Raw genomic sequence first — 24197 nt, forward strand, 5'->3', positions numbered from 1 at the left:
ACGCGTGGATACTTTTTCATGACAGGCACGGTTGAACGTGTTTGGTTGTGACCCATTGTTTTCCCCTCCACCAGGAGTATTTTGGCTGGTGGTGTGGGTGGTAGGGTTACGGCGGTCATAGCGTGGGGGAAACGCCCGGTCCCATTCCGAACCCGGAAGCTAAGACCCACTGCGCCGATGGTACTGCATCCGGGAGGGTGTGGGAGAGTAGGTCACCGCCGGACAATATTTCGGTTGAGAGGTTGAGGCCCGTATCTTTTGGTACGGGCCTCAACTGTTTAAGACCCCGCCCTGGTTGGCGGGGCCTCACTCGTTTAGCCCTGTTTACGCCTCAGAGATCCATACGCCGCGGCGCAACACTCGGAGCAGGCGCAAATCGGCGTCCAGCAACAGGATGTCGGCGGCCGCGCCGACGCTGAGGGACCCGATCTGTCCAGCCTTGCCCAGCACCCGGGCGGGAACCTCGGACGCCGAGCGCAGGGCGGATTCCAGGGGGACGCCGGCAGCAACGGAGTTGCGGACCAGGTCCAGCATGCCGGCAGTGCCGCCGGCGATGGAACCGGACTCCAGCCGGGCCACGCCGTTCCGGACCTGTACCTCGGCCGGGCCCAGGCGGTACGATCCATCGGCGAGCCCGGCAGCGGCCATCGCATCCGTCACGAGGACAATGTTCTCGGCACCGAGAAGTTCAAACATTGCGGCCACCACAAACGGATCCAGGTGGGTGTTGTCCGCGATCAGCTCCACAACGGCGGACCCGGCCCGCGCCGCCCGCAGCGCCGCCGTCACCGCACCGGGAGCGCGGTGGTGGATGGGGTCCATACCGTTGAACAGATGCGTGACCGTCGGGACACGGCCCGCCTGGGTCGAGAGCCCGGCTGCCGCGCGCGCCAGTGATGCACCGGCGTCGTCCGCGGATGCGGCAGTATGCCCCAGCGACGGGACCACCGAATGTCCGGTCAGCAGGTCCACCAGTTCATCCGCGCCGGGAAGCTCCGGCGCATACGTCATGGTGTGCAGATATCCTTTGCCGGCGGCGATCAACGCGGCGGAAAGCTCGCGGTCGGGGGAGCGCAGCCAGCGCGGATCCTGGGCGCCGCAGCGGGCGGCCGCGAGGAACGGCCCTTCCAAATGGATGCCGGCAATATCGCCGGCCGCAGCCAGCCCGGAGAGCATCTCCAGGCCCGACAGCAAATCCGCAGGCGCAGCGGTGACCAGGCTGGCCAACACGGTGGTGGTTCCGGCGGCATGCATACGATGGAGTGCCGTACGGGCGGCCGGGGCATCCGCAGACGGGAAGTCGACGCCGTAGCCGCCGTGGCAGTGCAGGTCCACCAGCCCGGGAACGGCCAGCTGGCCCGGGGCAAGCCGGATGTCATTGACGGCGTGCTCAGACGAAAGGTCCGCTGCGGCCAGTGCCGCGTCCAGCCCGTTTTCCGAACCAGCGTAAAGGATCTCGGTCCCGGCCACGGCAACCGCACTGTCCTCCGCCAGGCCGTTTTCCAGCAGCACCCGGCCCTGAATAACCGTGACCGGCTGGGTGTGGTTTACCGGCTTCATCAGCGGAGCCCGGCGGCGGCAGCCTGGTCAAGGATTACCGTGACCCGCGGGTGCAGCTGCAGCGCGGATGCCGGACAATCCGGGGTGACGGGGCCCTGCAGCGCCCGCGCAATAATGTCGGCTTTATCAGCGCCGTGCGCGATCAGGAGCAGCTGCCGGGCATCCAAAATGGTGCCGATTCCCTGGGTCATGCAGCGGGTGGGCACCTGGTCGGGGGAGTCGAAGAAGCGGGCATTCGCACGGCGGGTCCGTTCGGCGAGCTGCTCCACCCGGGTGCGGGAATCCAGGGCGGCACCGGGCTCGTTGAACGCCAGGTGGCCGTTGTGGCCGATGCCCAGAATCTGAAGATCCACGCCGCCGGCATCGCGGATGGCCTGCTCATACTCCTGTGCGGCGGCTTCCAGGTCCGCGGCTGCGACATCGGGCAGGAGCACGGATCCCGGCCGCATGCCCAGCCGCTGCACCACTTCACTGTCGATCACGGCACCGTAGCTGCGGGGATCTCCCGGCGGCAGCCCGATGTACTCGTCCAGGGCAAATCCGCGCACACGGGAGAAGTCCAGACCGAAGTCCGCCAGGGCGTCGTAGAGCGGCAGCGGGGAGGACCCGGTGGCAAACCCCAGCACCGCATCAGGTTTGGCCTGCACACACTCCCGAACGACGACGGCTCCCGCGGCACCGGCGTCGCCCCGGTTTTCTCTGGTCAAAACCTTCATGGCGTGGTCCTTTGCAGCAGCTCCGGCATACGAGGCGGTCATCGGCTGACCAGTTCGGCAATAGCCTCGCGGATGCCGTCAAAGTGGCTGTTGATCCGTTCGGACGCCAGCGCCTTGTCTCCGGCGCGGACCGCTTCGAAGATCTCGCGGTGCATGTGCGCGGTGGCGTGCAGGCTGGCGGCCTTCATTCCCGCTTCGGCATGGATCCGGCTGTAAACATCCCAAAATACCGACATGAGGTGGGTCAGCAACTCGTTGCCCAGCGGCTCAAAGAGCTGCCGGTGAAATTCCGAGTCCACTGCAGCCAGGGCCTGGCCTTGATCAGCCAGGGATTCCATCTCCTCGACGGTGGCCTCGATGGCGGCCAGATGCTCAGGGGTCATGAGTGTCATTGCCTGACCGATCAATCCTGATTCCAGTGTCTGCCGGACGTCCACCAGTTCCAGTGCCTCCTTGCCCTGCTGCCGCAGCGATAACCGCCCCCGGAAGCTCAGTCCGGCGGTCAGGGCATCGAAGTTGGTGGGCGCGACAAACATGCCGTAACCGTGCCTAATCTCCACAACGCCCAGGGCCTGGAGGACTTTCAGGGATTCGCGCAGCGTGTTCCGTCCAACGCCCAGTGCCGAGCAGAGTTCAGCCTCAGTGGGCAGCGGACTTCCGGCCTGCAGCTTGCTGTCCAGAATCAGGTCCATGATGTCGCTCTGCAGGGCAGCAAGCCGTGCCTGGGCGCTGAAGCGCGGCGGCCGGGCCGGCGCGCGGGCCGGGAGCGCCGGCAGGGGAGCGTCTTCGGTGGAAAGCGGCTGCGTGGTGTCATTCACCAAAATCGGCACTCCTTGGCAGGGTCATCGAGCAAATCTTCACAGTTCAGGCAACAGATGGGGCACCTGTTCGAGCAGGCAGGCAGCACACCATTCCTGGTCACAGTGCTGACCCGGGTGTGGCGGGCCGGAGCTCCACTTAGTCACAGAGGCAGTGTGCTTGACCGCATCTTGTGATTCAGCCTACAGTCTACTCAACCCGCATGGGATGTCCTACGTCCGATATCCGCATCACACCAGAATGGTGAGGCACCTTCATGAGTACAACTTCCGAGAGCACCGGCTTCCTCCGGAACGCCAGCCGGCGCGATTTTCTGCGCATTGCCGGTGTCCTGGGCACCGCTTCGGCCTTTGCCGGCTCCCTGGCTGCATGCAGCCCCGGCGGCGCTCCTGCTGCAACCGGCACCGGCGCCGCTGCAGCAGACTCCATTGAGGCAGGCATTTCCTATTCCCTCTCCACCGGCTTCGACCCGATGACCGCAACCGGCGCCACCCCGGTGGCCGCCAACCTCCACATTTTCGAAGGCTTGACGGAACTGCACCCGGCCACCCGGAAGCCGTACCTGGCCCTGGCCGGAGCCGAACCCGAAAAGGTGGACGACACCACGTACCGCGTCACGCTCCGTGACGGGGCCACCTTCCACAACGGCGAGCCCGTCACCGTCGACGACGTCGTCTACTCCTTTGAGCGCGTGCTCGACCCGGCCAACGCCTCCCTGTTTGCCGGTTTCATCCCCTTTATCGCGTCCGTCACCGCCGACGGCGACGCGGTGAAGTTCGCCCTGAAGTACCCCTTCGCCGAATTCGGTCCGCGCATTTCCGTGGTCAAGATCGTTCCCAAGGCCCTGGCCTCGAACCAGGCGGCCTTTGATCTGGCCCCTGTGGGCAGCGGACCGTACAAGTTTGTCTCGGCGGTCAAGGAAGACCGGATTGTCTTCAAGAAGTTCGAGGAATACAACGGTTCCTACCCGGCCAAGGTCACCGATATGACCTGGCTGCTGCTGGCTGACCCTGCGGCACGGGTGGCAGCGGTTCCGTCCCGGACCCAGGCCATTGAGGACATTCCGTACCTGGACGTGGACCAGCTCAAGGCCAAGCTGGATGTGGAGTCCGTGCAGTCCTTCGGCCTGCTGTTCATGATGTTCAACTGCGCCTCGGAGAAGTTTGCAGACAAGCGGGTACGGCAGGCACTGCATTACGCCACGAACACCGAGGACATCATTTCCAAGGCACTGCTGGGCAACGCCGCCGCAGCAACCTCCTACTTCCAGAAGGGCCACCCGTCCTACACGGAGGCCGGCACCGTCTACGGCTATGACCCGGAGAAGGCCAAGGCCCTGCTCAAGGAAGCCGGGATGGAAAACATGACCGTGACGCTGACTTCCACCGACGCCGGCTGGGTCACCAAGGTGACCCCGCTGATCAAGGAAAGCTGGGACGCGATCGGTATCACCACCACGCTGGAACCCCTGCAGTCGGCGGCGGTCTACGCTCCGGAGAAGGTGGGCGGCCAGAACTTTGACGTCCTGGTTGCTCCGGGCGATCCCTCCGTTTTCGGCAACGACGGCGACCTGCTGCTGAGCTGGTTCTACCGAGGCGACACCTGGGCGAAGAACCGCATGGCCTGGTCCGGCACCCCGGAGTACGCGGAGGTCCAGGCAAAGCTGGACGAAGCAGTCCAAGTGGACCCGGCCGAAGCGAAAAAGCTGCACGCCGCCGTCGTCGACATTGTTGCCGAAGAGGTTCCGCTGTACCCGCTGTTCCACCGGCAGCTTCCCACCGCGTGGGACAGCAGCACGCTGGACGGCTTCGCGCCGCTTCCGACCACCGGTCTCTCCTTCGTCGGCGTCGGACGGAAGTAAGACCCGCCCTGCCGGATGAGGGACATCCCCCAGACGCCCTCCTCCGGCAGGGCGGCCCCGCACCACTTGGAGAAATAAAACATGGCAACACTTTTGCGCCTGCTGGGCCGCAGGCTGGCAGCTCTGCCGTTCATGCTGCTCGGCGTGACCATCATGGTCTTTATCGTTCTGTCCGTGATCCCGGCGGACCGCGCCACGGCCGTCCTGGGCGAAAACGCCAGTGAAGAGGCCAAAGACGCCTTCCGCGAAGACCGCGGCCTGAACGACTCCCTGCTGGTGCAGTTCCTGCGCTATCTGGGCGGCGTGGTGCGGCTGGACTTTGGCTTCACCAACCCGCCCGAGGAATCGGTGGCCTCCAAGATTGCCTCGGCATTCCCGGTCACCCTGCAGCTGACCCTGCTGGGCATCCTGCTGGCCGTGTTCCTGGCCCTGGTGCTGGGCGTGACCAGCGCCCTGTACCGTGACCGCTGGCCCGACCAGGCCATCCGCGTCTTCTCGATTGCGGCCATCGCGACGCCCTCGTTCTGGCTCGCGATCCTGCTCATCCAGTGGTTTGCGCTGCCGGCCGGCTCGATCTTTCCCACCGGCGGCCTGGACTGGGCCGATCAGTACGGCTTTGTCGGCTGGATGTACTCCATGGCCCTGCCTGCGCTGGCCCTGGGCCTGCCGGTTTCCGCATCCCTCATCCGGGTGGTGCGGACCTCCATGGTCGAGGAGCTGGACCGCGACTACGTCCGCACGGCCATCGGCAACGGAGTTCCGTACCGGACCGTCGTGGCCCGGAACGTGCTGCGCAACGCCCTGGTGACCCCGGTTACCGTGCTGGGCCTGCGCATCGGATACCTGCTCGGCGGCGCGGTGGTGATCGAGAAAATCTTCAACCTCAACGGCATGGGAGACCTGATTATTGTCGGGCTCAACACCTCGGACACCAACCTCGTCCAAGGTGCGGTGCTGACGATCGCCGTGGCCTTCGTCGTCGTCAACATCCTGGTGGATGTCCTCTACGTACTCATCAATCCCCGGATCCGGACGGTATAACCATGCGCAACGGACTCGCTGAACGGCTCGCCACTTCCGGCGCCCGCTTCACCTCCCTGAAACTCAGCTCCAAGCTCGCCCTGGGGTTCCTGGTCCTGGTGGCGTTCATCGCCGTCACCGGGCCTATGCTTGCCCCCTTCGGCGAGAACGAATCCAGTGCCCCGGTGCTTCCTCCCGGCGGAGAACACCTGATGGGCACCGACGGAAACAGCTACGACGTGTTTTCCCGGTTGCTGTACGGTGCCCGGGTGTCGGCCGCGATCGGCCTCGGGTCGGTCATTGTGGCCGTGGTCCTGGGCGCCGTCCTCGGAGCCCTGGCCGCGACCTCCCGCAAGTCGGTCAACGAAGGCATCATGCGGGTCCTGGACATCATGATGGCCTTCCCCGGCATCGCCCTGGCCGCCGCACTGCTCTTCGCGCTCAAGGACTATTCAGTGGCCCTCTTCGGGTCCACCGTTCCGGTGATCATCTTCGCCATCGCCATTGTCTACACGCCGCAGCTGGCCCGGGTGGTCCGCGCCAACGTCCTGGCCCAGTACGGCGAGGACTATGTCCGCGCCGAACGCGTGATCGGCGCCGGCCGGCTGTTCATCCTGACCAGGCACGTGGTGCGCAACACCGCGGCTCCCGTGCTCGTCTTTGCCACGGTGATGGTGGCTGACGCCATCATCCTCGAGGCATCGCTGTCCTTCCTCGGCGCCGGCGTCCAACCGCCGTCCGCTTCCTGGGGCAACGTGATGGCCGACGGCCGCAACGTGGTCTTCAGCGGCGCCTGGTGGCCGACGACGTTTGGCGGCATCGCCATCCTGCTCACCGTCCTGGCCCTGAACATCCTGGCCGAAGGCCTCACGGACGCCATGGTCAACCCGCGTCCGCGCCGGGCCGCACCGGTGAAGGAAGTCCTGTTGAAGGACAGCACAGTGAAGGACAGCACAGTGAAGGAGGCGGCAGCCGCAGCTGCCCTTCCAGCAGCAGTCGTTCCCGCGCCTGCCGCCGCCGTCGTAACCCCGCCCGCGGATACCGAAGGAACCGTGGTGGAGGAAACCACAGCCGGAACCCTCATCAACCAGCCCGGTTCGCTGGCCGCCCTGGCCGAGGAGCTGCAGCTGCTCGCCGCCGTGGAGAACCGCCGAACCGACCGGCTGCCCGCCGTCGGCACCGACGCGCCGGTGATCCTCGAGGTGAAGGATCTGTCCATCCGCTTCCCGGGCCGCTACGGCGACACCGCCATTGTGGACCGGGTCAGCTTCACCGTCCGCGAGGGCGAAACCATGGGCCTGGTGGGAGAGTCCGGCTGCGGAAAGTCCATCACGTCCCTGGCCATCATGGGACTGCTGCCGCCCACCGCGGTGCTCAGCGGATCCATTACGTTCAACGGCAAGGAACTGCTGACCAACGACAAGCGCGAACGCGACCAGCGCTACCGCGGCCTGCGCGGCGAGCAGATCGCCATGGTCTACCAGGACGCGCTGAGCTCGCTCAACCCTTCCATGCTGATCAAGGACCAGCTGCTGCAGCTCACCCGCCGCAACGGCCGCAAGTCCCCGCGCGAACTCCTGGAACTGGTGAAACTGGATCCGGAGCGGACGCTCAAGAGCTATCCGCATGAGCTGTCCGGCGGACAGCGCCAGCGCGTGCTCGTGGCCATGGCACTGTCCCGCTCGCCGAAGATCATCGTCGCGGATGAGCCGACCACCGCCCTGGACGTCACCGTCCAGAAACAGGTGGTGGACCTGCTCAACGAACTGCGCGAGGAACTCGGTTTCGCCATGGTCTTCGTCAGCCACGATCTGGCCCTGGTGGCATCCCTGGCACACCGGATCACGGTCATGTACGCCGGCCAGGTGGTGGAATCCGCCGGCGCCTCCGAGCTGATGCGCAATCCGCACCACGAGTACACCCGCGGCCTGCTCGGCGCCGTGCTGTCCATCGAATCCGACGCCGACCGGCTGCACCAGATCCAGGGAACGGTTCCGTCGCAGCGCGAATTCGCGGCCGGAGACCGGTTTGCCGAACGCTCCCAGCGTCCGGACGCCGATCCGGACCAGGTCCTGTCCTTTGTCCGCGTGGGCGAGGGCGAGCACTACTGGGCCAGCCACCTGACAGATTGCCACAACGACGACGGCGCCACCCTGGCCGCCGCCGGCACCAGTGCCGAAGGACAAACATGAGCACCGTTTCCATGAGCACCGGGGCGCCCGCCCGGACCACACCGGTCCTGGAACTGCGCGGCCTCAAGGTCCACCACCGCACCCGCACCGGATCCATCTTCCGCCCCAACATCGTCAAGGCCGTGGACGGCGTGGACTTCACCGTACGCCGCGGGGAAACCGTGGGCGTGGTGGGGGAGTCCGGCTGCGGCAAGTCCACCCTGGCCTCGGTCCTGGTGGGGCTGCAGCAGCCCACGGCGGGGGAGGTCCTGTTCCACGGGCAACCGATCAGCATCCGCCGCGCCGCGGAACGGAAGCGCTTCGGCCAGGACGTCGCCGTCGTTTTCCAGGATCCGTCCACCGCGTTGAATCCGCGGATGACCATCCAGGACATCCTCACGGACCCGCTGCAGGTCCACGGCATCGGAGACGCCCGCTCCCGTGCGGCCAAGGTCAAGGACCTGCTAGCGCTGGTGGGCCTGCCCTACACCGCGGCCGAGGTGACCCCGCACCAGGTCTCCGGCGGACAGCGGCAGCGCGTGGCCATCGCCCGGGCCCTGGCCCTGGATCCCGCGGTGATCGTGGCGGATGAGCCCACCTCGGCGCTGGACGTTTCCGTCCGGGCCCAGGTGCTGAACCTGCTGGCTGACCTGAAGCGCGAACTGAACCTGGGCATGGTCTTCATTTCCCATGACATCCAGACCGTCCGCTATGTTTCCGACCGCATCTGCGTCATGTACTACGGCCGGATCGTCGAAGAAGGACCGGCCGAAGGCATCTTCGCCAACCCGAAGGACGACTACACCCGCAAGCTGCTCGGCGCCGCGCCCAGCCTGCTTCACCCCTGATTTTCACTCTGTTTCACTGCACCACCTTGTTCCACTGCACCAACCCATTACCAGCACCTTGGAGATATCTGTGGCCTCTCAGCCCATCCGCCAGTTCACCGGCGTCATTCCCCCCGTCGTCACCCCGCGTTCCGCGGACGGCAGCATCGACACCCACTCCCTGACCCGGGTCACCAAGCACCTGCTGGAGGGCGGCGTGCACGGCCTGTTCGTCCTCGGCTCCTCCGCCGAGGTGCCGTACATGACCAACGACGAGCGGGAACTGGTGGTCACCACCATTGCCGGAGTCAATGCCGGCCAGGTCCCGCTGATCGTCGGGGCGTGCGAGCAGACCACCAACCGCGTCATCGAGGAGGGCCGGAAAATGGTGGGCCTGGGCGCCGACGCCCTGGTGGTGACGTCCCCGTTCTACGCCATCCCCAACGTGCAGGAAACCGACACCCACTTCCGCAGCATCCACGCCGCCCTGGACGTGCCGCTCTTCGCCTATGACGTGCCGGTCCGCACCCACTTCAAGCTGCCGCTGAACCTGCTGATCCAGCTGGGCCGGGACCAAGTCATCGCCGGCGTCAAGGATTCCTCCGGCGACGATGTGTCCTTCCGCCAGCTTGTCCTCGCCGCCCGCGGCATCGACAACTTCTCCATCTTCACGGGCCACGAAGTGGTGGTGGACGGCGCCCTGCTCGGCGGGGCCGACGGCGTGGTGCCCGGTCTGGGCAACGTGGACCCGGCGGGCTACCGCCGGCTGTTCGACGCCGCCGCGGACGGAGATTTCGTCAAGGCGGCCGCCGAACAGGACCGTCTGGCCGACGTCTTCAACATTGTCTACACGCCCACACCGGGCCGGGTTTCGGGCGGCGCAGCCGGCCTGGGCGCCTTCAAGACCGCGCTCATGCTGATGGGCGTCATCGACACCAACATCATGTCCGCGCCGATGCTGAGCCTCAACGACGCGGAAACAGCAGCCATCCGCACCATCCTTGAGCGCAACGGCCTGATCTAGCCATGCCTTCCGGCACACTGCTTTCCCCGGCCCGGCGCTGCGTCATCGGGGTGGACCTGGGCGGCACCAAGACGGCCGCCGGCGTGGTTGACGAAGACGGCACGGTGCACGCCGCCGAGTCACGGCCCACCCCGGCCACTGCCGGAGCGGCGGCGATCCTGGGCACCGCCGTCGGGCTTGTCACCATTCTGCTGGAACAGGCCCGCGCTGCGGGGCTGGACCCGGTGGCGGTGGGCATCGGCTCGGCCGGTGTGATCAACACCTTGGACGGGTCGGTGGTTTCAGCGACCGATTCGCTCACCGGCTGGGCGGGCACTCCGCTGGCGGCGCATGTCGCCGAGCAATCGGGGCTGCCGGCCTTCGCAGTCAATGATGTGCATGCCCACAACCTGGGCGAACACTGGGTGGGTGCCTCGGCCGGCGCGGACTCCAGCCTGCTGGTGGCTGTGGGCACCGGCGTGGGCGGCTCCCTGATCCTGGCCGGTGCCCCGCACCTGGGCGCACGTGCCGTGGCCGGGCACGCGGGGCATCTGGCATCGCCCTTGGCGTACGACGACGGCGGCCGTCCGCTGCCATGCAGCTGCGGACGGGCCGGGCATGTGGAGGCCATTGCCTCCGGACCGTCCATCGCCTTGCTCTACCGGCGGCTCGCCGGCGGGGACGGCGCCGCGGATCCCGTTTCTGCCGTGGATGTTGCCGTGCGGGCTGCCGCCGGGGAGCCGCTGGCCCTTCGTGCCCTGACCACGGGAGCAACAGCCGCCGGACAGGCCGTGGGCGGGCTCGCCAACATGCTGGATCCGTCCGTCGTCGTGGTCGGCGGCGGGGTGGCCGGAGCCGGTGACCTGTGGTGGACGCCGTTCCGGGCCGCGCTGCACGCCGAGCTGATGGACCCGCTGGCGGACCTTCCAGTGGTTCCGGCCGCCCTCGGCTCCGGCGCCGCCATTGTGGGAGCCGCCCGGTTCGCCTACAACCGTCTTTCCGCCGAACTCAACGCACCACAGGAGCATCACCATGTTTGACCTTTCCGTCCTGGCCTCCCGGCTGATCGTTTCCTGCCAGGCCTATCCCGGAGAGCCGATGCGCGATCCGCGGACGATGGCGCAGATGGCGCAGGCCGCGGTGATCGGCGGAGCCGCCGCGGTCCGGATTCAGGGCATCTCCGACCTGGAACAGACCCGTGCCGCGGTGGACGTTCCGATGATCGGCCTTTGGAAGGACGGTAAGGACGGCGTGTTCATCACCCCCACGCTGGAGCACGCCCTGGCCTGTGTGGCTGCCGGGTCGGACATCGTCGCGATTGACGGCACCCGCCGGCCGCGCCCGGACGGCCTCACGCTGGCCGAAACCGTCTCAGCGCTGCATGAGCAGACCGGGGCGCTGGTGATGGCTGACTGCGGTTCCGCCCTGGACGCCAAAGCCGCCGCCGAGGCCGGGGCCGACCTGATCGGCACCACCCTGGCCGGGTACACGGGGGAGCGGCCCAAAACCGACGGCCCGGACCTGGACCTGATCGCCGAGATCGCCGCTCTGGACCTGGGTCGGCCGCTGATTGCCGAGGGCCGGATCCATACCCCGGCGCAGGCCCGGGCATGCCTGGACGCCGGCGCGTTCGCCGTCGTCGTGGGCACCGCCATCACGCACCCCACCACCATTACCGGCTGGTTTGCGGACGCCCTGGCCTAGCCTCACACTCGGCTGAGCTGTCTCGGGCGGGTATTCTTTGACTGTCGTGGCTCGGGAAGGGGATCGGATGGCGTGGAGCACCCGCGAACTGGCTGAGCTGGCGAAGACAACAGTGAACACCATCCGTCACTACCATCGGCTGGGTCTGCTCGAGGAGCCCGACCGGCGGTATAACGGCTACAAGCAGTACGAAGGCCGTCACCTGGTAAGTCTTCTGCGCATCCGGCGTCTTGCGGAGCTCGGTGTGCCGTTGTCGCAGATGCACGAGGTGGGCACCAGATCCGGCAGCACACCGGATGTCCTGCATGACATTGACGCTGAGCTGAAGAAAAGCATCGAACGCCTGCAGGAGGCACGGGCCCATATTGCAGCGATCATCGCGCACCGGGCGCCAGCGGACGTTCCCGCGGGATTTGAAGCCGTCGCCTCCCGTTTGTCGGAAACCGACAACGCGGTGATCCACCTGATGAGCCACCTGTACGACGGGGAGACGTTGACCGATGTACTGGAGATGACGGCGGATGAAACCGATGACACCGGCCCTGAGATTGACCGGCTGCCGGCCGATGCTGACGAGGAGACCCGGCAGGAGCTGGCCGGAAGGATGGCTGAGGTTCTGGCGCGGAACATGACCGATTACCCGTGGTTGGGCAACCCGGCATTACTGCAATCCGATGACGCCCACTTCACCACAACGACAGTGGGGGACATCCTGGCCGAGTTGTACAACCCGGCCCAGCTGGATGTGATGATGAGGGCGGGCGTCCTGGCCGCCGAACGGGTGCAGGCACAGAAGGGCCAGACAAGTCAGCAGGGCCAGTCAAGTCAGGACGGCCAAGCAAGTCAGAACGGCCAAATAAGCGGCACGTAGAACACGCCGGCCGCGAGGAAAACGAGGGCCAGCGGCAGGCCCAGCCGCCAATAGTCTCCAAAACGGTAGCCGCCCGGCTGCATCACCATGAGGTTCGCCGGCGTGGCGATGGGGGTGAGGAAGGCAGCGGCGCCCACCACGGTCAGCGCCATCATGAACGGCTGCACGCTGACCTCCAGCGACTGGGCAAAGGACACCGCCACGGGCGCCATCACCAGCACCGTTGCCACGTTTGAGATGAACTGGCTGAGGATGAGGGTGAGCACGCAGATGACGAGGAGGGCGAAGTGAGGGGATCCTCCGCCTGTGAGCCGGTCGACGAGCGAAGCGATTTCATCCGCCGCACCCGATGAGACGAACGCATTCGAGAGCGGTATGAGCCCCGCGATCAGGATGACGGTGTCCCACGAGACGGCACGGAATCCCTGGGGCACGGAGACCACTCCCAGGACCACGAAGGCACCTGCCGCGAGCAGTCCCGCGATCACGGGAGGAACAACACCGGTTGCCAGCAGGACGATGGTTCCGATGAGCACGGCGAGGCAGCGGCGCCAGCCGCGGCCGAGCGGCACGCTCCGCTGGAGACTTTGGGACGGCTCGACGGCGATCACATCGGATGAGTCGGTATAGCGGTGCAGCGCATCCCAGGGCCCGTGGATCAGCACGCCGTCGCCCGTGTGGAGGGTGAGTTCACCCGTTGGCGCAGGGGCCTCGGGGCCGGTCGGCGGAGCGCCGCCGCGGTGCAGGGCGATGACCACGAGGTCCCCGTCCCCGAGGGTCTCTCCGGGGAAAACCGTGCGTCCGATCAGCCGCGAGTGCGGTGCGACGATAACCTCGGCCACACCCTCACCTCCGGTGAAAAGCCGTCCGGCCTCGAGGTCGGCCGGGTATCTCTCCTGCCAGGACCGCACCCGTTCGCGCGGGTCGGCTGTGTTTGCCGTGAGCCGCTCGGGGGAGCGCTGAGGCAGGAGCCGTCCCCCGAAGGCCACCACCACGAGCGCGGTCACCACCACGAGGGGCAGGCCCACCAGCGCAAACTCAAAGTAGCCGAACTCCCGTCCGCCTGATTCGGCAGCCATTTCGGAGACGATGATGTTCACCGGCGTTCCCGTCAGGGTCAGCAGCGATCCCGCGCCGGCGGCAAAGGCCAGTGGAATCAGCATGCGTGAGGGAACGATGCCGGACCGTCCGGCGGCGACGACGGCGACGGGCAGCAGCGCCGCAACGGCACCGTTGATGCTGATCACGGCGGAGAGTGCGGCGGCGGCAGCCATGACCGCCAGGAGCAGCCCGGCGCCGCGGAGCGACGAGCGCCGCTCGAGCTGCTGTCCGATCCACGCAGTGATGCCCGTGGCATCGAGCGCGTCACTGAGGACAAACAGGAAGGCGATGAACAGGACCACCGGATCGCTGAATCCCTGCAGTGCTTCGGTCAGCGGAAGCACTCCGGTGGCCCAGAGCGCCAGCGGGACAAACAGGGCGACGATCACGAGCGGAACCCGGTTGGTCATGAAGCCCAGTACGGCCAGCACGAGCACCACATACGTCGCCCACATCGGATCCAGGACCACCTGCAGGTTTTCCACGCATCACCCCTGTGCCAGTTGGTCCACGCCTGCGGAAGAAGGTTGTTCGTAGAAACCAGTCAAGTGCGTTAACGCCGAGGTGTCGATGGATCAGCGTCCCCGCGTGTACACGGGAGGCAGAGTGCCCCCTGCGCCGGGGTTGACCCTGTTCCGGGAACACGGTTTCTACTGATGGAACGTCCGGAGATATCCGGTACGCCAACCAGCAGTCAGGAACCGTCATGAACCCGATAGAGAGTCTCGCCAGCAATTTTCAGGAGCTGGCAGCCCAGGTGCCCGAGATTATTCAGCCGCTTGTCGTGGCGCTGGCCGGGGCAGTCCCTTTTGTCGAGGGGGAGGGAGGTGCCATTATCGGCGTGGTCGGTGGAATGCACGTGGTCATCGCCGCGATCGCCGCCGCGGCCGGCAACTTTCTCAGCGTTCTTGTGGTGGTCCTTCTCGGTTCCCGGGCGCGTCACGCAGTGGTGGAACGCCGAGCCGTGCACGCCGTGGCGGCGGGGGCAGCGGCAGCCGGAGGATCGGTGGAAACGCTCCCGGCCGTTTCCGTGAAGCCTGAGTCCAAGGGCCAGCAGCGGTTCAAGAGGTGGCTTGTGCGGTTCGGTGTCCCGGGGGCCAGCATCCTCGGCCCGCTGGCGATTCCGACCCAGTTCACCTCTGCAATGCTCGTTGCCGCCGGCACTCCGCGCGGTTGGGTCCTGCTCTGGCAGGCAGTAGCCATCATCCTGTGGACAACCGTTGCGGCTGTCTCGGTCTGGGCTGCTCTCACGTTTATTGTTCTCGCGTGACCTCCTTGCGCGGTATCAGCGGATGCTCGGCACGGACCTTCATTTCCTGGACCATCCAGCTGTTGCCGTCCGGGTCGCTGAAACCGAAGAAGGTGCCGCCGTCGCGCTCGTCGAAAACGGTAATCTCGCCCGCTTCCACGCCGCGGCCCAGCAGCTCCTCGCGGGCCGCCCGCGCATCGGAGACCACGAGCTGCATTCCGTGCAACGACCCGGGCTCCATCTGCTGCTGGGCCGGATTCCCGATCACGATGGAACACCCCGACCCCGTCGGCGTCAGCTGGGCAAAATCCATGTCGCCGGCAGTTGTGCGGTGGTCCAGGGTGAAGCCCATCTGGTCACGGTAGAAGGCAATGGCACGGTCCAGATCGGTGACCGGAACCTGCACTACTTCGAGGGTCCACTCCACGGTTACCCCCTCCCTTCCGGGGCTTCGGTGGGGAGGGACGCGAGAAGGTCATCCAGCTGGTTGTAGCCGGAGGACATGCCCTCTTCCATGCCGTTGCCTAGGAACTCGTCCCGGGATTCAACCGACGGGTACAGGGAGCGGCCGGTCAGCAGCGTCCTGCCGCCGGGCATCTCGGTGAACGTGCTGTATTCCAGCGTCACCACGTCCGGGTAACCCTCGAATTCGAAGGTCTGCAGCACGAAGTCGTCCTGGCGCAGAGTGTGGAAGGCACCCCGGAAGGCGTATTCGTCCTCGCCCCGGCACTGCACAAACCGGTAGGCGCCGCCGGTACGCGGTTCGAAGACATCAATCCGGGTGGTGAGGTCCTGCGGTCCGATCCACCGGGCGAACAACTCCGGGTCGGTATGGGCGCGGAAGACGTCGCTGACCGGGAAATCGAATTCACGGGAGTAATCCATAGAGGGCTCGCCCGCCGGCGCGCTGAGGTTCAGAGGGTTGCTCATCACGCGCCCCGTCCCTGCAGCGCTTCCGGCTGGAGCTGGGCGAGCAGCTCCTCCATCCGGTCAAAGCCCTCGGCGACGCCGGATTCCATGCCGGAAGCCGCCATGCCGTCCCGCGCCTCCATGGAGGGGTAGACGGCGTGGGCGCTGATCCGGGTGCGGCCGCCGTCGAGCGGCTCAAGGGTCATGAACTCCAGGCTGGTGACGTCCGGATAGCCGGAGAACTCGAAGGTCTGGATGGCGGACTCGTTCTCCCGCACGGTGTGGAAGATGCCCCGGAATTCATAGGGAACCCCCTCCGGCCCGGTGTGGATGTAGCTGTAGGAGCCGCCGGTACGGAAGTCGTAGTGATTGATGTCCATCTTCATGCCGCGCGGACCAAGCCACTGGACCACCAGGTCCGGCTCGGCGTAGGCCCGGAAGACCTGCTCCACGGGATAATCCACCTCGCGGGTGAAATCAATAAACGGAAGCCCGTCCGGGACGTTGAGTTTCAGTGCGTTCGTCATGGCAATTCCTTTGCCTGCTGGCCGCCTTTCACAGCGGTCTCTGTGCTGAGCACGGCATCAAGGCTGCGGAACTGCTCCTCGCGGACCAGCCGGTACTGGCCGATCCAGGCGGTGAGCGCCTCCAACCGCGCGGGATTCAGGTGGACGGGGCGGCGCTGGGCGTCACGGCTGCGCGTGACGAGCTGTGCCTGCTCGAGGACCTGAATATGCTTCGAGACTGCCTGCTTGGAAATCTCGAAGGGTTCCGCAAGTTCGTTGACCGTGGCCGGGCCCCGGGACAACCGGGCGATGATGCGGCGGCGGGCGGGATCGGCCAAGGCCAGAAACGCCCGGTCCAGATCTGCCTCGTCAGTGTTCATGGCGTTGGTCAGCTTCTGTGTAATCAAGGTACTGGTTGTTCAACCTGTTGGTTGATTACGAAGCTACGCCCGCGGTCCGACGACGTCAACGGGTCTGCAAACTTTTGTCGGAGACTTTTCGAGTCCGCCCGTGCCCGCCGGTATTCACAGGCACCGGCCCCCGCCGGACAATGGAGCATGACTAGTTCGGTATCGCGTTCTCATCCCCGCGGCGAGCCCGCTTTCCACTGGGGCAGCTTTGTCTTCGGACTGATCATGCTGCTGCTGGTGATTGCGCAGGGGGTGGCCTCCGGCCTGCCGGGCTACGTGGGCATGGCCGGGCTGATCCTGCTGCTGACCGGCCTGTATGCCTTCTTCACCCACCGGCCCTCCTGGCTGTGGCTGCACCATCGGCGGGACGCGGCCATTGTGGCGGTCATCGGCCTGGCGGCGTTCATCCTGGCACTGGGCATTCATCTCGGCAGGGCCTAGAGGCCCGGCAGGACAGACCCCGGCGAGTCGAATACCCACGGTCCGCGCGGCAGCAAGGCCGGAGAAAACGCATCCAGTGCATTCTCCAGCGTTCCCCGCGGCAGGTTCAGGGACGCCAGAATCAGGTTCCGCACGTCATCCGAATCCATGCCGATGCCGGCCAGCGCCGTCAGGGTGATGGCGCCGTCGCGCTTCGCCAGCCGCTGGCCGGCTCCGTTCAGGACCAGCGGCACATGCGCATACACCACTTCGGGCAGGCCAAGCAGCGAGGCGAGGTAGGCCTGCCGGGGAGCGGAAGTGAGCAAATCGCCGCCGCGGACCACCTGGTCAATGCCCTGGGCGGCGTCGTCGATGACCACGGCCAGGTTGTACGGCGGTACACCGTCGTTGCGCAGCAGCACCATGTCATCCACCGGCCCCGTAAACGTGCCGTGCAACAGATCATGCACCGTGTACTGCTCTGCGTCGGCACGCAGGCGGAGAGCGGCGGGACGGTCCCGGCGTCGTCGTGCCCGTTCTTCTTCCGTGAGATTCCGGCAGGTTCCGGGGTAGGCACCGGGCGGTGCATGCGGGGCCCGCGGCGCGTCGGCGATTTCGCTGCGGGTGCAGAAGCACTCATAAACCCTTCCGGCTTCGGACAGCCGGTCGATGGCCGCCAGGTAATACCCGGTGCGCTCGGACTGCCGCACCGGAACGGCATCCCAGGAGAGCCCGAGGGCGGTGAGATCCCGCAGCTGCGCAGCTTCCGTCCGCGAACGCTCGGGATCCAGGTCTTCCACTCGCAGCAGGAACCCGCGTCCGGAAGAGCGCGCAAACAGCCAGGCCAGCACGGCGGTGCGGAGGTTGCCGACGTGGAGATCCCCGGAGGGGCTGGGAGCGAAGCGGCCGGCTCCTGCTGTCATGGCGGCGGCGGGGGAGGCGGTCACTTGTCCACCTTACAAAACTGGTTGTAAATCCAGTGCCATCGGCGCCTTACGCCAGTTCCTCGAAGAGAGTCAGTTGAAGCCCCTCCGGTGCGTTGAGCCGGGAGTTCAGCGACCGCCACGGGGTTTCCCGCGGTTCGGCCACCAGCTGGGCACCGCCGTCGACCGCCGCCGCGGTGGCGCTCCGTGCGTCGCCGACCTCGAAGGCCACCCGCAGCTTCAGGCTTGGCTTGCCGTTGGCTTCCACCCGGTCGATCATGCGGACCTGGGAGGCATTGGCGATCTCCATGGTGGCCCGGCCGGCGTCGAGGATGGTGACCTCGGCGCCGTCACCGCCCGAGTAGGCCTCCTGCTGCGGCATGCCCAGCGTGTCACGGTAAAAGGCCAGGGCCGCTGCATAGTCCTCAGCGGCGATCACGAGGCGCAGCTGGCGGACGGGAAGAGCCGGAGACGACGGAGCGGGGTCTGTTGAGGTCATGCCGGCACAACCGTCTGCGGGGCGTTTGAATTCCCGGAGGAAAGGTAAAGTAGAGGGCCGCCGCCCGCGGTTTCGATGCCCCGGCTGAGTTCGGCCGGAAACCCCAAGGACCTCCACAACATGACACTGAACTTCACCGCGATCGACTTTGAAACAGCCAACGGATCGCGGGCCTCGGCCTGTGCCCTGGGCATGGTGAAGGTTCGCAGCGGACAGATTGTGGAGCGGGGGCATTGGCTCCTGCGGCCCACCGACGGCGGAGGATTCCAGCAGCGCAATATCGACGTCCACGGCATTACTGAAGCCATGGTGGCCGGTGCACCCACCTGGGCCCAGGTCCATTCCGAGATTGCCGCGTTCATCGCCGACGACGCAGTGATCGCCCACAACGCAGCCTTTGACCTTGACGTTTTCCGCAAAACCAGCGAGACGGCCGGAATCGTATCAACACCGTATCGCTCCGGCTGCTCGGTGAAGCTGGCGCAGAGCCTGCTGGCACTGGAGAATCACAAGCTGCCCACCGTTCATGCGGCACTGGGTTTCGGAGCTTTCCAGCACCACGACGGGCTGGCCGATGCCGAGGCCTGCGCCAATATCACCATCGCCCTGGCGGGCAGGGAAGAACTGGCGGACATCGATGCCGTGCTGGCGCTGTGCGGGTCCAGGACCCCGGCGGGATCCAGAGGGGCCTCAGCCGGTTCAAACCAGGTTGCCGCCGCAACTTCGGGGGCAGGCCGGGCACAGCGGTTCGCGCCGCGCACCGCCCTGGCCCTCGCCGAACCGGTGACCGAGCTCTCCGCCAAAATGAACGGACACATGGTGTCCTTCACCGGTGACTTTTCCGTGGAACGCCCGGTCCTGCAGCAGCTGGTCCTGGCACACGGCGGGGCGCTGAACAACCATGCCCCAACGCGCACCACTACGCTGCTGGTGGTGGGGAACTGGGACGCAGAGATGCTGCGGCCCGGCGCCGTCGTCAGCCGCTCCGTTCAAAAAGCCCGGGACCTGCGCGCCAAGGGCCAAGCCCTGGAGATCATCAGTGAAGCGGCGCTCTGGCAGCTGCTGGACGCTGATCCGACGGCTGCGGCGGAGGCTGCCGCTGCCGCCGCACTGCTGCCCTCCGCCTACGAGCCGCTGTCCCTGGCCGATGCCCCGCCGGCGCTGCCCAAACGCCGCGATGTAAAGGGCATGGGTGCCGTCCTGGCCCGGATGGGGCCGGCCGAGCTCGCCGCTGCCACTTTCAAGAGTGAGCATTACGGGGTATTCCGGGTCTCCGGCACCGCCTTCAAATCCCCGGTGCTCGGAGTGCGGATGCTCGGCCACCGCAGCATCGAAAACAACGGCAAACCCGAGCGGGACATCCATTCCCTGACGGTTCTGCAGGACGAGGATGCTGCCTTTGTTGCCGTCCTCACCGCAGGCCTTTCCGAGGACGGGTCCACTGACCTGCTGCTGGGCCGCGTCCGGCACGGGGACGTGGTGACCGCAGTGTTTGACGCCCTGGGCGGCCCGTTCGTGGTTCAGGGAGTGGCGGTTTACGCTCCCGTTGCCGACATGTTCATGCTCGGCTCGATGATTCTGGCACGCCGCGGACGGCCCGGAACGAAGCTCAGCTCGCTGCAGTCGGTCATCCCGCGCGCCGAGCATACGCTGGCGGTGCCCGAGATGATCAGCGCCTGGGACTTCTACGAATCCTCGGCCGACTAGGAGCTAAGCTGTTGCAGCCCGCCGGAAGCCGGGCTATACCTCTATACAGGAGGTGTCGGCATGCACGGTGGACAGAGACGCCCGGGGTATTCACTGAGCGAACCGGCCCCTGACGTCTTTTTTGTGGAGGGACCGGCGTCCAACTGGGTCATCCTGCGCCGCGGGCCGAAGTTCACCCTGATCGACGGCGGCTATCCCGGTGACCTGCCGCTGGTGCTGGCTTCGATTTCTGAGGCCGGCCTGGACCCGGCCGATGCATCCGCCGTCCTCATCACGCACGCGCACATCGACCACGCGGGCACGGCCGGCCACTTCGCCGCGGCATTCGGCATTCCCGTTCTGTGCAGCGTGCCCGAGCTCCCGTATCTGCTGGGGGAGGACCGGGACCAGGTCTCGGTGCGGCGTATTCTCAGCCGGGTCTGGCAGCCCTCGGTGCTGCACTGGTCCTGGCACGTCCTGGCGTCCGGCGGCGCCTCCCGGGTGGCGGTGCTGACGGCAGCGGCGTGGGCCGACGACGGCGAACTGGCAGCGCTGCCGGGATCTCCCGCAGCAGTCCCCACCCCGGGCCACACACCCGGACACACGGCCTTTTACCTGCCGGCGGCGCATGCTGCCGTCACGGGTGATGCTCTGATCACCGGCCACGCCATCAGCCGGCGCCGGGGCCCGCAGATGCTTGATCCGATGTTCCATTCCGACGAAACCGGTGCGCGCCGCTCGCTGTCACAGTTGGGGAAGCTGGATGCTTCGCTGCTGCTGCCCGGTCATGGACCCGCCGCCCGGACGGCAATGAGCCGGGCCGTGGGAACCGTACGGTCCCGCGCCGCAGTGCCGAAACGGAAGTTTGTGGTGCCGGGGCCGGTAGGCGGGTTTGCTGAACCCACCTACGGGCGGAGTGCTGCGGCGGGCACAGAGCGGTAACACCGTGCTCTGTGCGCCGGGCAAATGTTGGCCGGCGTGTTAAATGCAGGTAAAAAACAACGGATTGTTGAACACAATTAGCGCAGGATTGTTCAACAACCCATAGACTGCTGGAACGTCATGTGGCAGCGGCCACATCCTCCAGTGATTGGAAGTCAGCATGGACACCGTGTCCCCGAACGAGACCCCGCCCGGCAAAGCAAAGATCAAGCCCAACGCCAAACGGACGGCGCTGCTCGGCGCCATGTTCCTGATGGCCACCAGCGCCATCGGGCCGGGATTCATCACCCAGACAACGGTCTTCACGGTCCAGCTGGGTGCAGCCTTTGCCTTCGCCATCCTGGTGTCCATCCTCGTGGACACTGCAGTGCAGCTGAACGTGTGGCGGATCATCGGCGTCTCCGGCCTGCGGGCACAGGTGCTGGGCAACAAGGTGCTGCCCGGCGCGGGCTGGCTGCTTGCCGGACTGGTGTTCATCGGCGGGCTGGTCTTCAACATCGGCAACATTGCCGGAACCGGCCTGGGTATGAACGCCATGTTCGGGCTTGATCCCAAGATTGGCGGCACCATCTCCGCCGTCGTCGCCGTCCTGGTGTTCCTGTCCAAGCGGGCCGGATTGGCGCTGGACCGGATTGTGGTGATGCTCGGCGCCCTCATGATCCTGCTGATGCTTTATGTAGCCATTGTGGCCGCCCCTCCCGTGGGTGAAGCGCTCAAGAACACGGTATTGCCGGCCGAGGTGGACTTCCTAACCATCACCACCCTGATCGGCGGCACCGTGGGCGGCTACATTACGTACGCCGGTGCACACCGCCTGCTCGACTCCGGAACCACCGGCACGGGACACGTCAAAGAAATCACCCAGGTTTCGCTGCTGGGCATCATCGTCACCGGCATCATGCGCGTGCTGCTGTTCCTGGCCATCCTGGGCGTGGTGTCCAGCGGAGTTGCGCTCACGGGCAGCAACATGGCCGCCGATGCCTTCCTGGCAGCAGCCGGCGAAATCGGCCTGCGCATGTTCGGCATCGTCTTCTGGGCGGCGGCTCTGACCTCCGTCATCGGTGCCGCCTACACGTCGGTCTCCTTCGTCACCACTCCGGCCACGAAGGACCGCACCCGCAGCCTGATTACCGTGATCTTTATTCTGTTCTGCCTGGCCGTCTACCTGCTGGCAGGCCAGGCGCCGCAAACCCTGCTGGTGTTCGCCGGTGCGTTCAACGGACTGATCCTGCCGCTGGGCTTCGGCATCCTGCTCTACGCCGCATGGCGCCGCCGGGATCTCCTGCAGGGGTACCACTACCCGAAGTGGCTGCTGGGCATTGGCGTGCTGGCCTGGCTGCTCACCCTGTTCCTGGGCTGGAATTCCCTGTCCGGCCTCGCCGCTCTGTGGCAGTAGCCGCATGGTCATTCTCGGCACCGGCATTATGCGCAGCGGCATCATTGGCACCGCGGAAGGGATCCCCTCATGAAGTCCGATTCTGAGCCCCGGCATTCGCTGTCCGAGGCGGTCTCAACGGCGGATCTCTCCCCGGCGGAGGCCCGCACCCTGTTCCGCAGCGGGCTCGTTTCGCCCACTGCCGGATGGTCCGCCGGCTACGCGCAGGCCAACCTGATCATAGTGCCGCGCGAGCAGGCCTTCGACATCCTGCTCTTCGCCCAGCGGAACCCCAAATCCTGTCCCATCCTCGGAGTGCTCGACGCCGGCGAAACCACCGGGCCGCTGCTGGGGGACGGTGACATTAGGACTGACCTGCCGCAGTACACGGTGTACGTGGACGGGGAAAAGGTTGCCGAGCCGACGGACCTGCTGGATTACTGGCGTGATGATCTGGTGACGTTCATTGTGGGCTGCAGCTTCACCTTTGAGGCCGCCCTGCAGGAAGGCGGCATTGCGGTTGCCCACATCGATCAGGGCACCAACGTCCCCATGTACCGCACCTCGATCCGCTGCAAGCCCGCCGGGAGCATCAGCGGACCCCTGGTGGTTTCCATGCGCCCCATTCCGGCCTCCCAAGTAGCCGACGCCGTCCGCATCACCTCCCGCTATCCGGCCGTGCACGGCGCGCCGGTACACGTGGGCAGTCCGGCGGAGCTGGGAATCTATGACCTCTCCCAGCCCGATTTTGGCGATCCCGTGCAGATCCCGGCAGGCCATGTGCCGGTGTTCTGGGCCTGCGGCGTCACTCCGCAGGCAGCCGTGATGGAGTCGAAGCCGTCACTGGCGATCGGCCACGCCCCCGGACACATGCTCATTACGGACGCACGGGACAGCTCCTACCTGGTCTGACCCGTGATGCCAGGTGGGCCCTGCTAAGACCCCAGATGGGCCAGCAGCTCCGCCTCTGCGGCATCCAGATAGCCGCGAAGGGCGTCGGCGGCTTCCGCGCGGCGCCCTTCCCGAAGCAGTTCAACCAGCGAGGCGTTCTCCTCAACATAACGGGTGTGGAAATCCGGTTGGCTGCGCATGGCATGGAAGACCAGCCGCATCTCGGCAAGGACCCGGCTCATCATTTGCTGCAGTTGGATGCTACCGGACATGGCGACGAGGCCCTGGTGGAAGTCCTGGTTGGCCGCTGCCATATCCGCCACGCTTCCCCGGGCCTTGGCGTCGCGGGCTTTGGTAATCACATCATCCAGACGCTGCAGATCCGCTTCGGGTCCCCACAGGACAGCGGACGGTTCCAGCATCCGGCGCACCCGGTAGATTTCACGCACTGCGTCGGCGTCGGGCGAAGCCACAAATACCCCGCGGTTGGGGTACCGGCTCACCACGGATTCGCTGCTGAGCATGGTGAACGCTTCGCGCAGGGTGTTGCGGGAGACCTGCAGGGAGGTTGCAAGCTGCTGCTCAGAAAGCTTGGTTCCGGGCAGCAGCTCCCCGGCGGCGATCCGGCTGCGCAGGACATCGGCCACCCACACGGTGGTATTGGCGTGGTCGGCGCGGTCGGCGATGACGTCCTCCAGGTTCGCTAGCATTCCCCTAATCTAGCGGCAATAAAA

The 24197-nt window shown here is 66.2% G+C and carries 25 protein-coding genes and 1 rRNA gene; 15 read left to right on the forward strand and 11 right to left on the reverse strand.

Annotation, left to right across the window (positions count from 1 at the left end; translation table 11 throughout):
* The first annotated feature begins 107 nt into the window (after positions 1-107).
* Positions 108-224: ribosomal RNA gene (rrf, locus tag CXR00_RS12420) — 5S ribosomal RNA — on the forward strand.
* Positions 225-324: 100 nt separating this feature from the next.
* On the opposite strand, the gene CXR00_RS12425 is transcribed toward rrf, so the two are convergent.
* Genes CXR00_RS12425 through CXR00_RS12435 form a run of 3 tightly spaced genes read right to left on the reverse strand, consistent with a single transcriptional unit; the run spans position 325 to position 3052 of the window.
* Positions 325-1560 carry an N-acetylglucosamine-6-phosphate deacetylase gene (locus CXR00_RS12425; RefSeq protein ID WP_104054895.1) on the reverse strand — a complete coding sequence of 412 codons (1236 nt, stop codon included), beginning with the start codon at positions 1558-1560 and terminating at the stop codon, positions 325-327.
* The gene (locus CXR00_RS12430; RefSeq protein WP_104055454.1) at positions 1560-2276 is read right to left on the reverse strand and encodes a glucosamine-6-phosphate deaminase; all 717 of its coding nucleotides are present in this window, start codon (positions 2274-2276) and stop codon (positions 1560-1562) included. Before CXR00_RS12430 ends, CXR00_RS12425 begins: the two co-directional genes overlap by 1 nt.
* A 38-nt stretch (positions 2277-2314) precedes the next feature.
* Entirely contained in the window at positions 2315-3052 is a 738-nt protein-coding gene (locus tag CXR00_RS12435) for a FadR/GntR family transcriptional regulator (protein ID WP_258060530.1), read from the reverse strand.
* A 299-nt stretch (positions 3053-3351) separates the two neighbouring features.
* Here CXR00_RS12435 and CXR00_RS12440 point away from each other — a divergent pair, with 299 nt between their 5' ends.
* The 8 genes from CXR00_RS12440 to CXR00_RS12475 all read left to right on the forward strand — a co-directional run bounded on the left by CXR00_RS12440 (position 3352) and on the right by CXR00_RS12475 (position 12552).
* Positions 3352-4956, forward strand: coding sequence for an ABC transporter substrate-binding protein (locus CXR00_RS12440; RefSeq protein ID WP_104054896.1), 1605 nt, complete (start codon positions 3352-3354; stop codon positions 4954-4956).
* A gap of 81 nt (positions 4957-5037) precedes the next feature.
* On the forward strand, positions 5038-5997 hold the full coding sequence (locus CXR00_RS12445; protein WP_104054897.1) for an ABC transporter permease: 960 nt from the start codon (positions 5038-5040) through the stop codon (positions 5995-5997).
* Between the two features lie 2 nt (positions 5998-5999).
* Entirely contained in the window at positions 6000-8168 is a 2169-nt protein-coding gene (locus tag CXR00_RS12450) for a dipeptide/oligopeptide/nickel ABC transporter permease/ATP-binding protein (RefSeq protein WP_104054898.1), read from the forward strand.
* Positions 8165-8995: an ATP-binding cassette domain-containing protein gene (locus tag CXR00_RS12455; protein ID WP_258060434.1), complete on the forward strand. Its 831-nt coding sequence runs from the start codon at positions 8165-8167 to the stop codon at positions 8993-8995. Before CXR00_RS12450 ends, CXR00_RS12455 begins: the two co-directional genes overlap by 4 nt.
* A 70-nt stretch (positions 8996-9065) precedes the next feature.
* Complete coding sequence (locus CXR00_RS12460) at positions 9066-9998, forward strand: dihydrodipicolinate synthase family protein (protein WP_237688653.1); 933 nt, start codon at positions 9066-9068, stop codon at positions 9996-9998.
* A 2-nt stretch (positions 9999-10000) separates the two neighbouring features.
* On the forward strand, positions 10001-11017 hold the full coding sequence (locus CXR00_RS12465) for an ROK family protein (protein WP_104054899.1): 1017 nt from the start codon (positions 10001-10003) through the stop codon (positions 11015-11017).
* Positions 11010-11681, forward strand: a complete 672-nt coding sequence (locus CXR00_RS12470) for an N-acetylmannosamine-6-phosphate 2-epimerase (RefSeq protein WP_104054900.1) — start codon at positions 11010-11012, stop codon at positions 11679-11681. The genes CXR00_RS12465 and CXR00_RS12470 overlap by 8 nt, the downstream gene beginning before the upstream one ends.
* Before the next feature lie 67 nt (positions 11682-11748).
* Entirely contained in the window at positions 11749-12552 is an 804-nt protein-coding gene (locus CXR00_RS12475; protein WP_104054901.1) for a MerR family transcriptional regulator, read from the forward strand.
* Here CXR00_RS12475 and CXR00_RS12480 read toward each other — a convergent pair.
* Complete coding sequence (locus CXR00_RS12480) at positions 12525-14138, reverse strand: SLC13 family permease (protein ID WP_258060435.1); 1614 nt, start codon at positions 14136-14138, stop codon at positions 12525-12527. The genes CXR00_RS12475 and CXR00_RS12480 overlap by 28 nt on opposite strands.
* Positions 14139-14359: 221 nt before the next feature.
* Between CXR00_RS12480 and CXR00_RS12485 the strand changes: the two genes are divergently transcribed.
* Entirely contained in the window at positions 14360-14923 is a 564-nt protein-coding gene (locus CXR00_RS12485; protein ID WP_104054902.1) for a small multidrug efflux protein, read from the forward strand.
* Here the strand turns inward: CXR00_RS12485 and CXR00_RS12490 are convergent.
* Genes CXR00_RS12490 through CXR00_RS12505 form a run of 4 tightly spaced genes read right to left on the reverse strand, consistent with a single transcriptional unit; the run spans position 14907 to position 16697 of the window.
* Positions 14907-15329, reverse strand: a complete 423-nt coding sequence (locus CXR00_RS12490) for a VOC family protein (protein ID WP_104054903.1) — start codon at positions 15327-15329, stop codon at positions 14907-14909. The genes CXR00_RS12485 and CXR00_RS12490 overlap by 17 nt on opposite strands.
* Before the next feature lie 2 nt (positions 15330-15331).
* Entirely contained in the window at positions 15332-15832 is a 501-nt protein-coding gene (locus tag CXR00_RS12495; RefSeq protein ID WP_104054904.1) for an SRPBCC family protein, read from the reverse strand.
* Entirely contained in the window at positions 15832-16338 is a 507-nt protein-coding gene (locus CXR00_RS12500) for an SRPBCC family protein (protein ID WP_104054905.1), read from the reverse strand. Before CXR00_RS12500 ends, CXR00_RS12495 begins: the two co-directional genes overlap by 1 nt.
* The gene (locus CXR00_RS12505) at positions 16335-16697 is read right to left on the reverse strand and encodes a helix-turn-helix transcriptional regulator (RefSeq protein ID WP_104055459.1); all 363 of its coding nucleotides are present in this window, start codon (positions 16695-16697) and stop codon (positions 16335-16337) included. Before CXR00_RS12505 ends, CXR00_RS12500 begins: the two co-directional genes overlap by 4 nt.
* A gap of 177 nt (positions 16698-16874) precedes the next feature.
* Here CXR00_RS12505 and CXR00_RS12510 point away from each other — a divergent pair, with 177 nt between their 5' ends.
* Positions 16875-17168 (forward strand): hypothetical protein, encoded by a 294-nt coding sequence (locus CXR00_RS12510; RefSeq protein ID WP_104054906.1) that lies wholly within the window; start codon positions 16875-16877, stop codon positions 17166-17168.
* On the opposite strand, the gene gluQRS is transcribed toward CXR00_RS12510, so the two are convergent.
* Positions 17165-18070 carry a tRNA glutamyl-Q(34) synthetase GluQRS gene (gene gluQRS, locus CXR00_RS12515; RefSeq protein WP_104055460.1) on the reverse strand — a complete coding sequence of 302 codons (906 nt, stop codon included), beginning with the start codon at positions 18068-18070 and terminating at the stop codon, positions 17165-17167. The two genes, CXR00_RS12510 and gluQRS, sit on opposite strands and share 4 nt — an antisense overlap.
* Positions 18071-18140: 70 nt before the next feature.
* Positions 18141-18569, reverse strand: a complete 429-nt coding sequence (locus tag CXR00_RS12520) for a VOC family protein (RefSeq protein ID WP_104054907.1) — start codon at positions 18567-18569, stop codon at positions 18141-18143.
* A 120-nt stretch (positions 18570-18689) separates the two neighbouring features.
* On the opposite strand from CXR00_RS12520, the gene CXR00_RS12525 reads away from it, so the two are divergent.
* The 4 genes from CXR00_RS12525 (at position 18690) to CXR00_RS12540 (ending at position 23484) form a co-directional block, all read left to right on the forward strand.
* Positions 18690-20276, forward strand: coding sequence for an exonuclease domain-containing protein (locus tag CXR00_RS12525; protein ID WP_181032551.1), 1587 nt, complete (start codon positions 18690-18692; stop codon positions 20274-20276).
* 60 nt (positions 20277-20336) lie between these two features.
* Positions 20337-21197: an MBL fold metallo-hydrolase gene (locus CXR00_RS12530; protein WP_104054909.1), complete on the forward strand. Its 861-nt coding sequence runs from the start codon at positions 20337-20339 to the stop codon at positions 21195-21197.
* A gap of 160 nt (positions 21198-21357) precedes the next feature.
* Entirely contained in the window at positions 21358-22593 is a 1236-nt protein-coding gene (locus CXR00_RS12535; RefSeq protein ID WP_258060436.1) for an NRAMP family divalent metal transporter, read from the forward strand.
* Positions 22594-22662: 69 nt separating this feature from the next.
* The gene (locus CXR00_RS12540; RefSeq protein ID WP_104054910.1) at positions 22663-23484 is read left to right on the forward strand and encodes a putative hydro-lyase; all 822 of its coding nucleotides are present in this window, start codon (positions 22663-22665) and stop codon (positions 23482-23484) included.
* A gap of 23 nt (positions 23485-23507) precedes the next feature.
* On the opposite strand, the gene CXR00_RS12545 is transcribed toward CXR00_RS12540, so the two are convergent.
* Positions 23508-24173, reverse strand: coding sequence for a GntR family transcriptional regulator (locus CXR00_RS12545; protein ID WP_104054911.1), 666 nt, complete (start codon positions 24171-24173; stop codon positions 23508-23510).
* Positions 24174-24197 lie beyond the last annotated feature (24 nt).

Source organism: Arthrobacter sp. 9E16 (genome assembly GCF_002929435.1).
In the GTDB taxonomy this organism is placed as follows: Bacteria; Actinomycetota; Actinomycetes; order Actinomycetales; family Micrococcaceae; genus Arthrobacter_B; species Arthrobacter_B sunyaminii.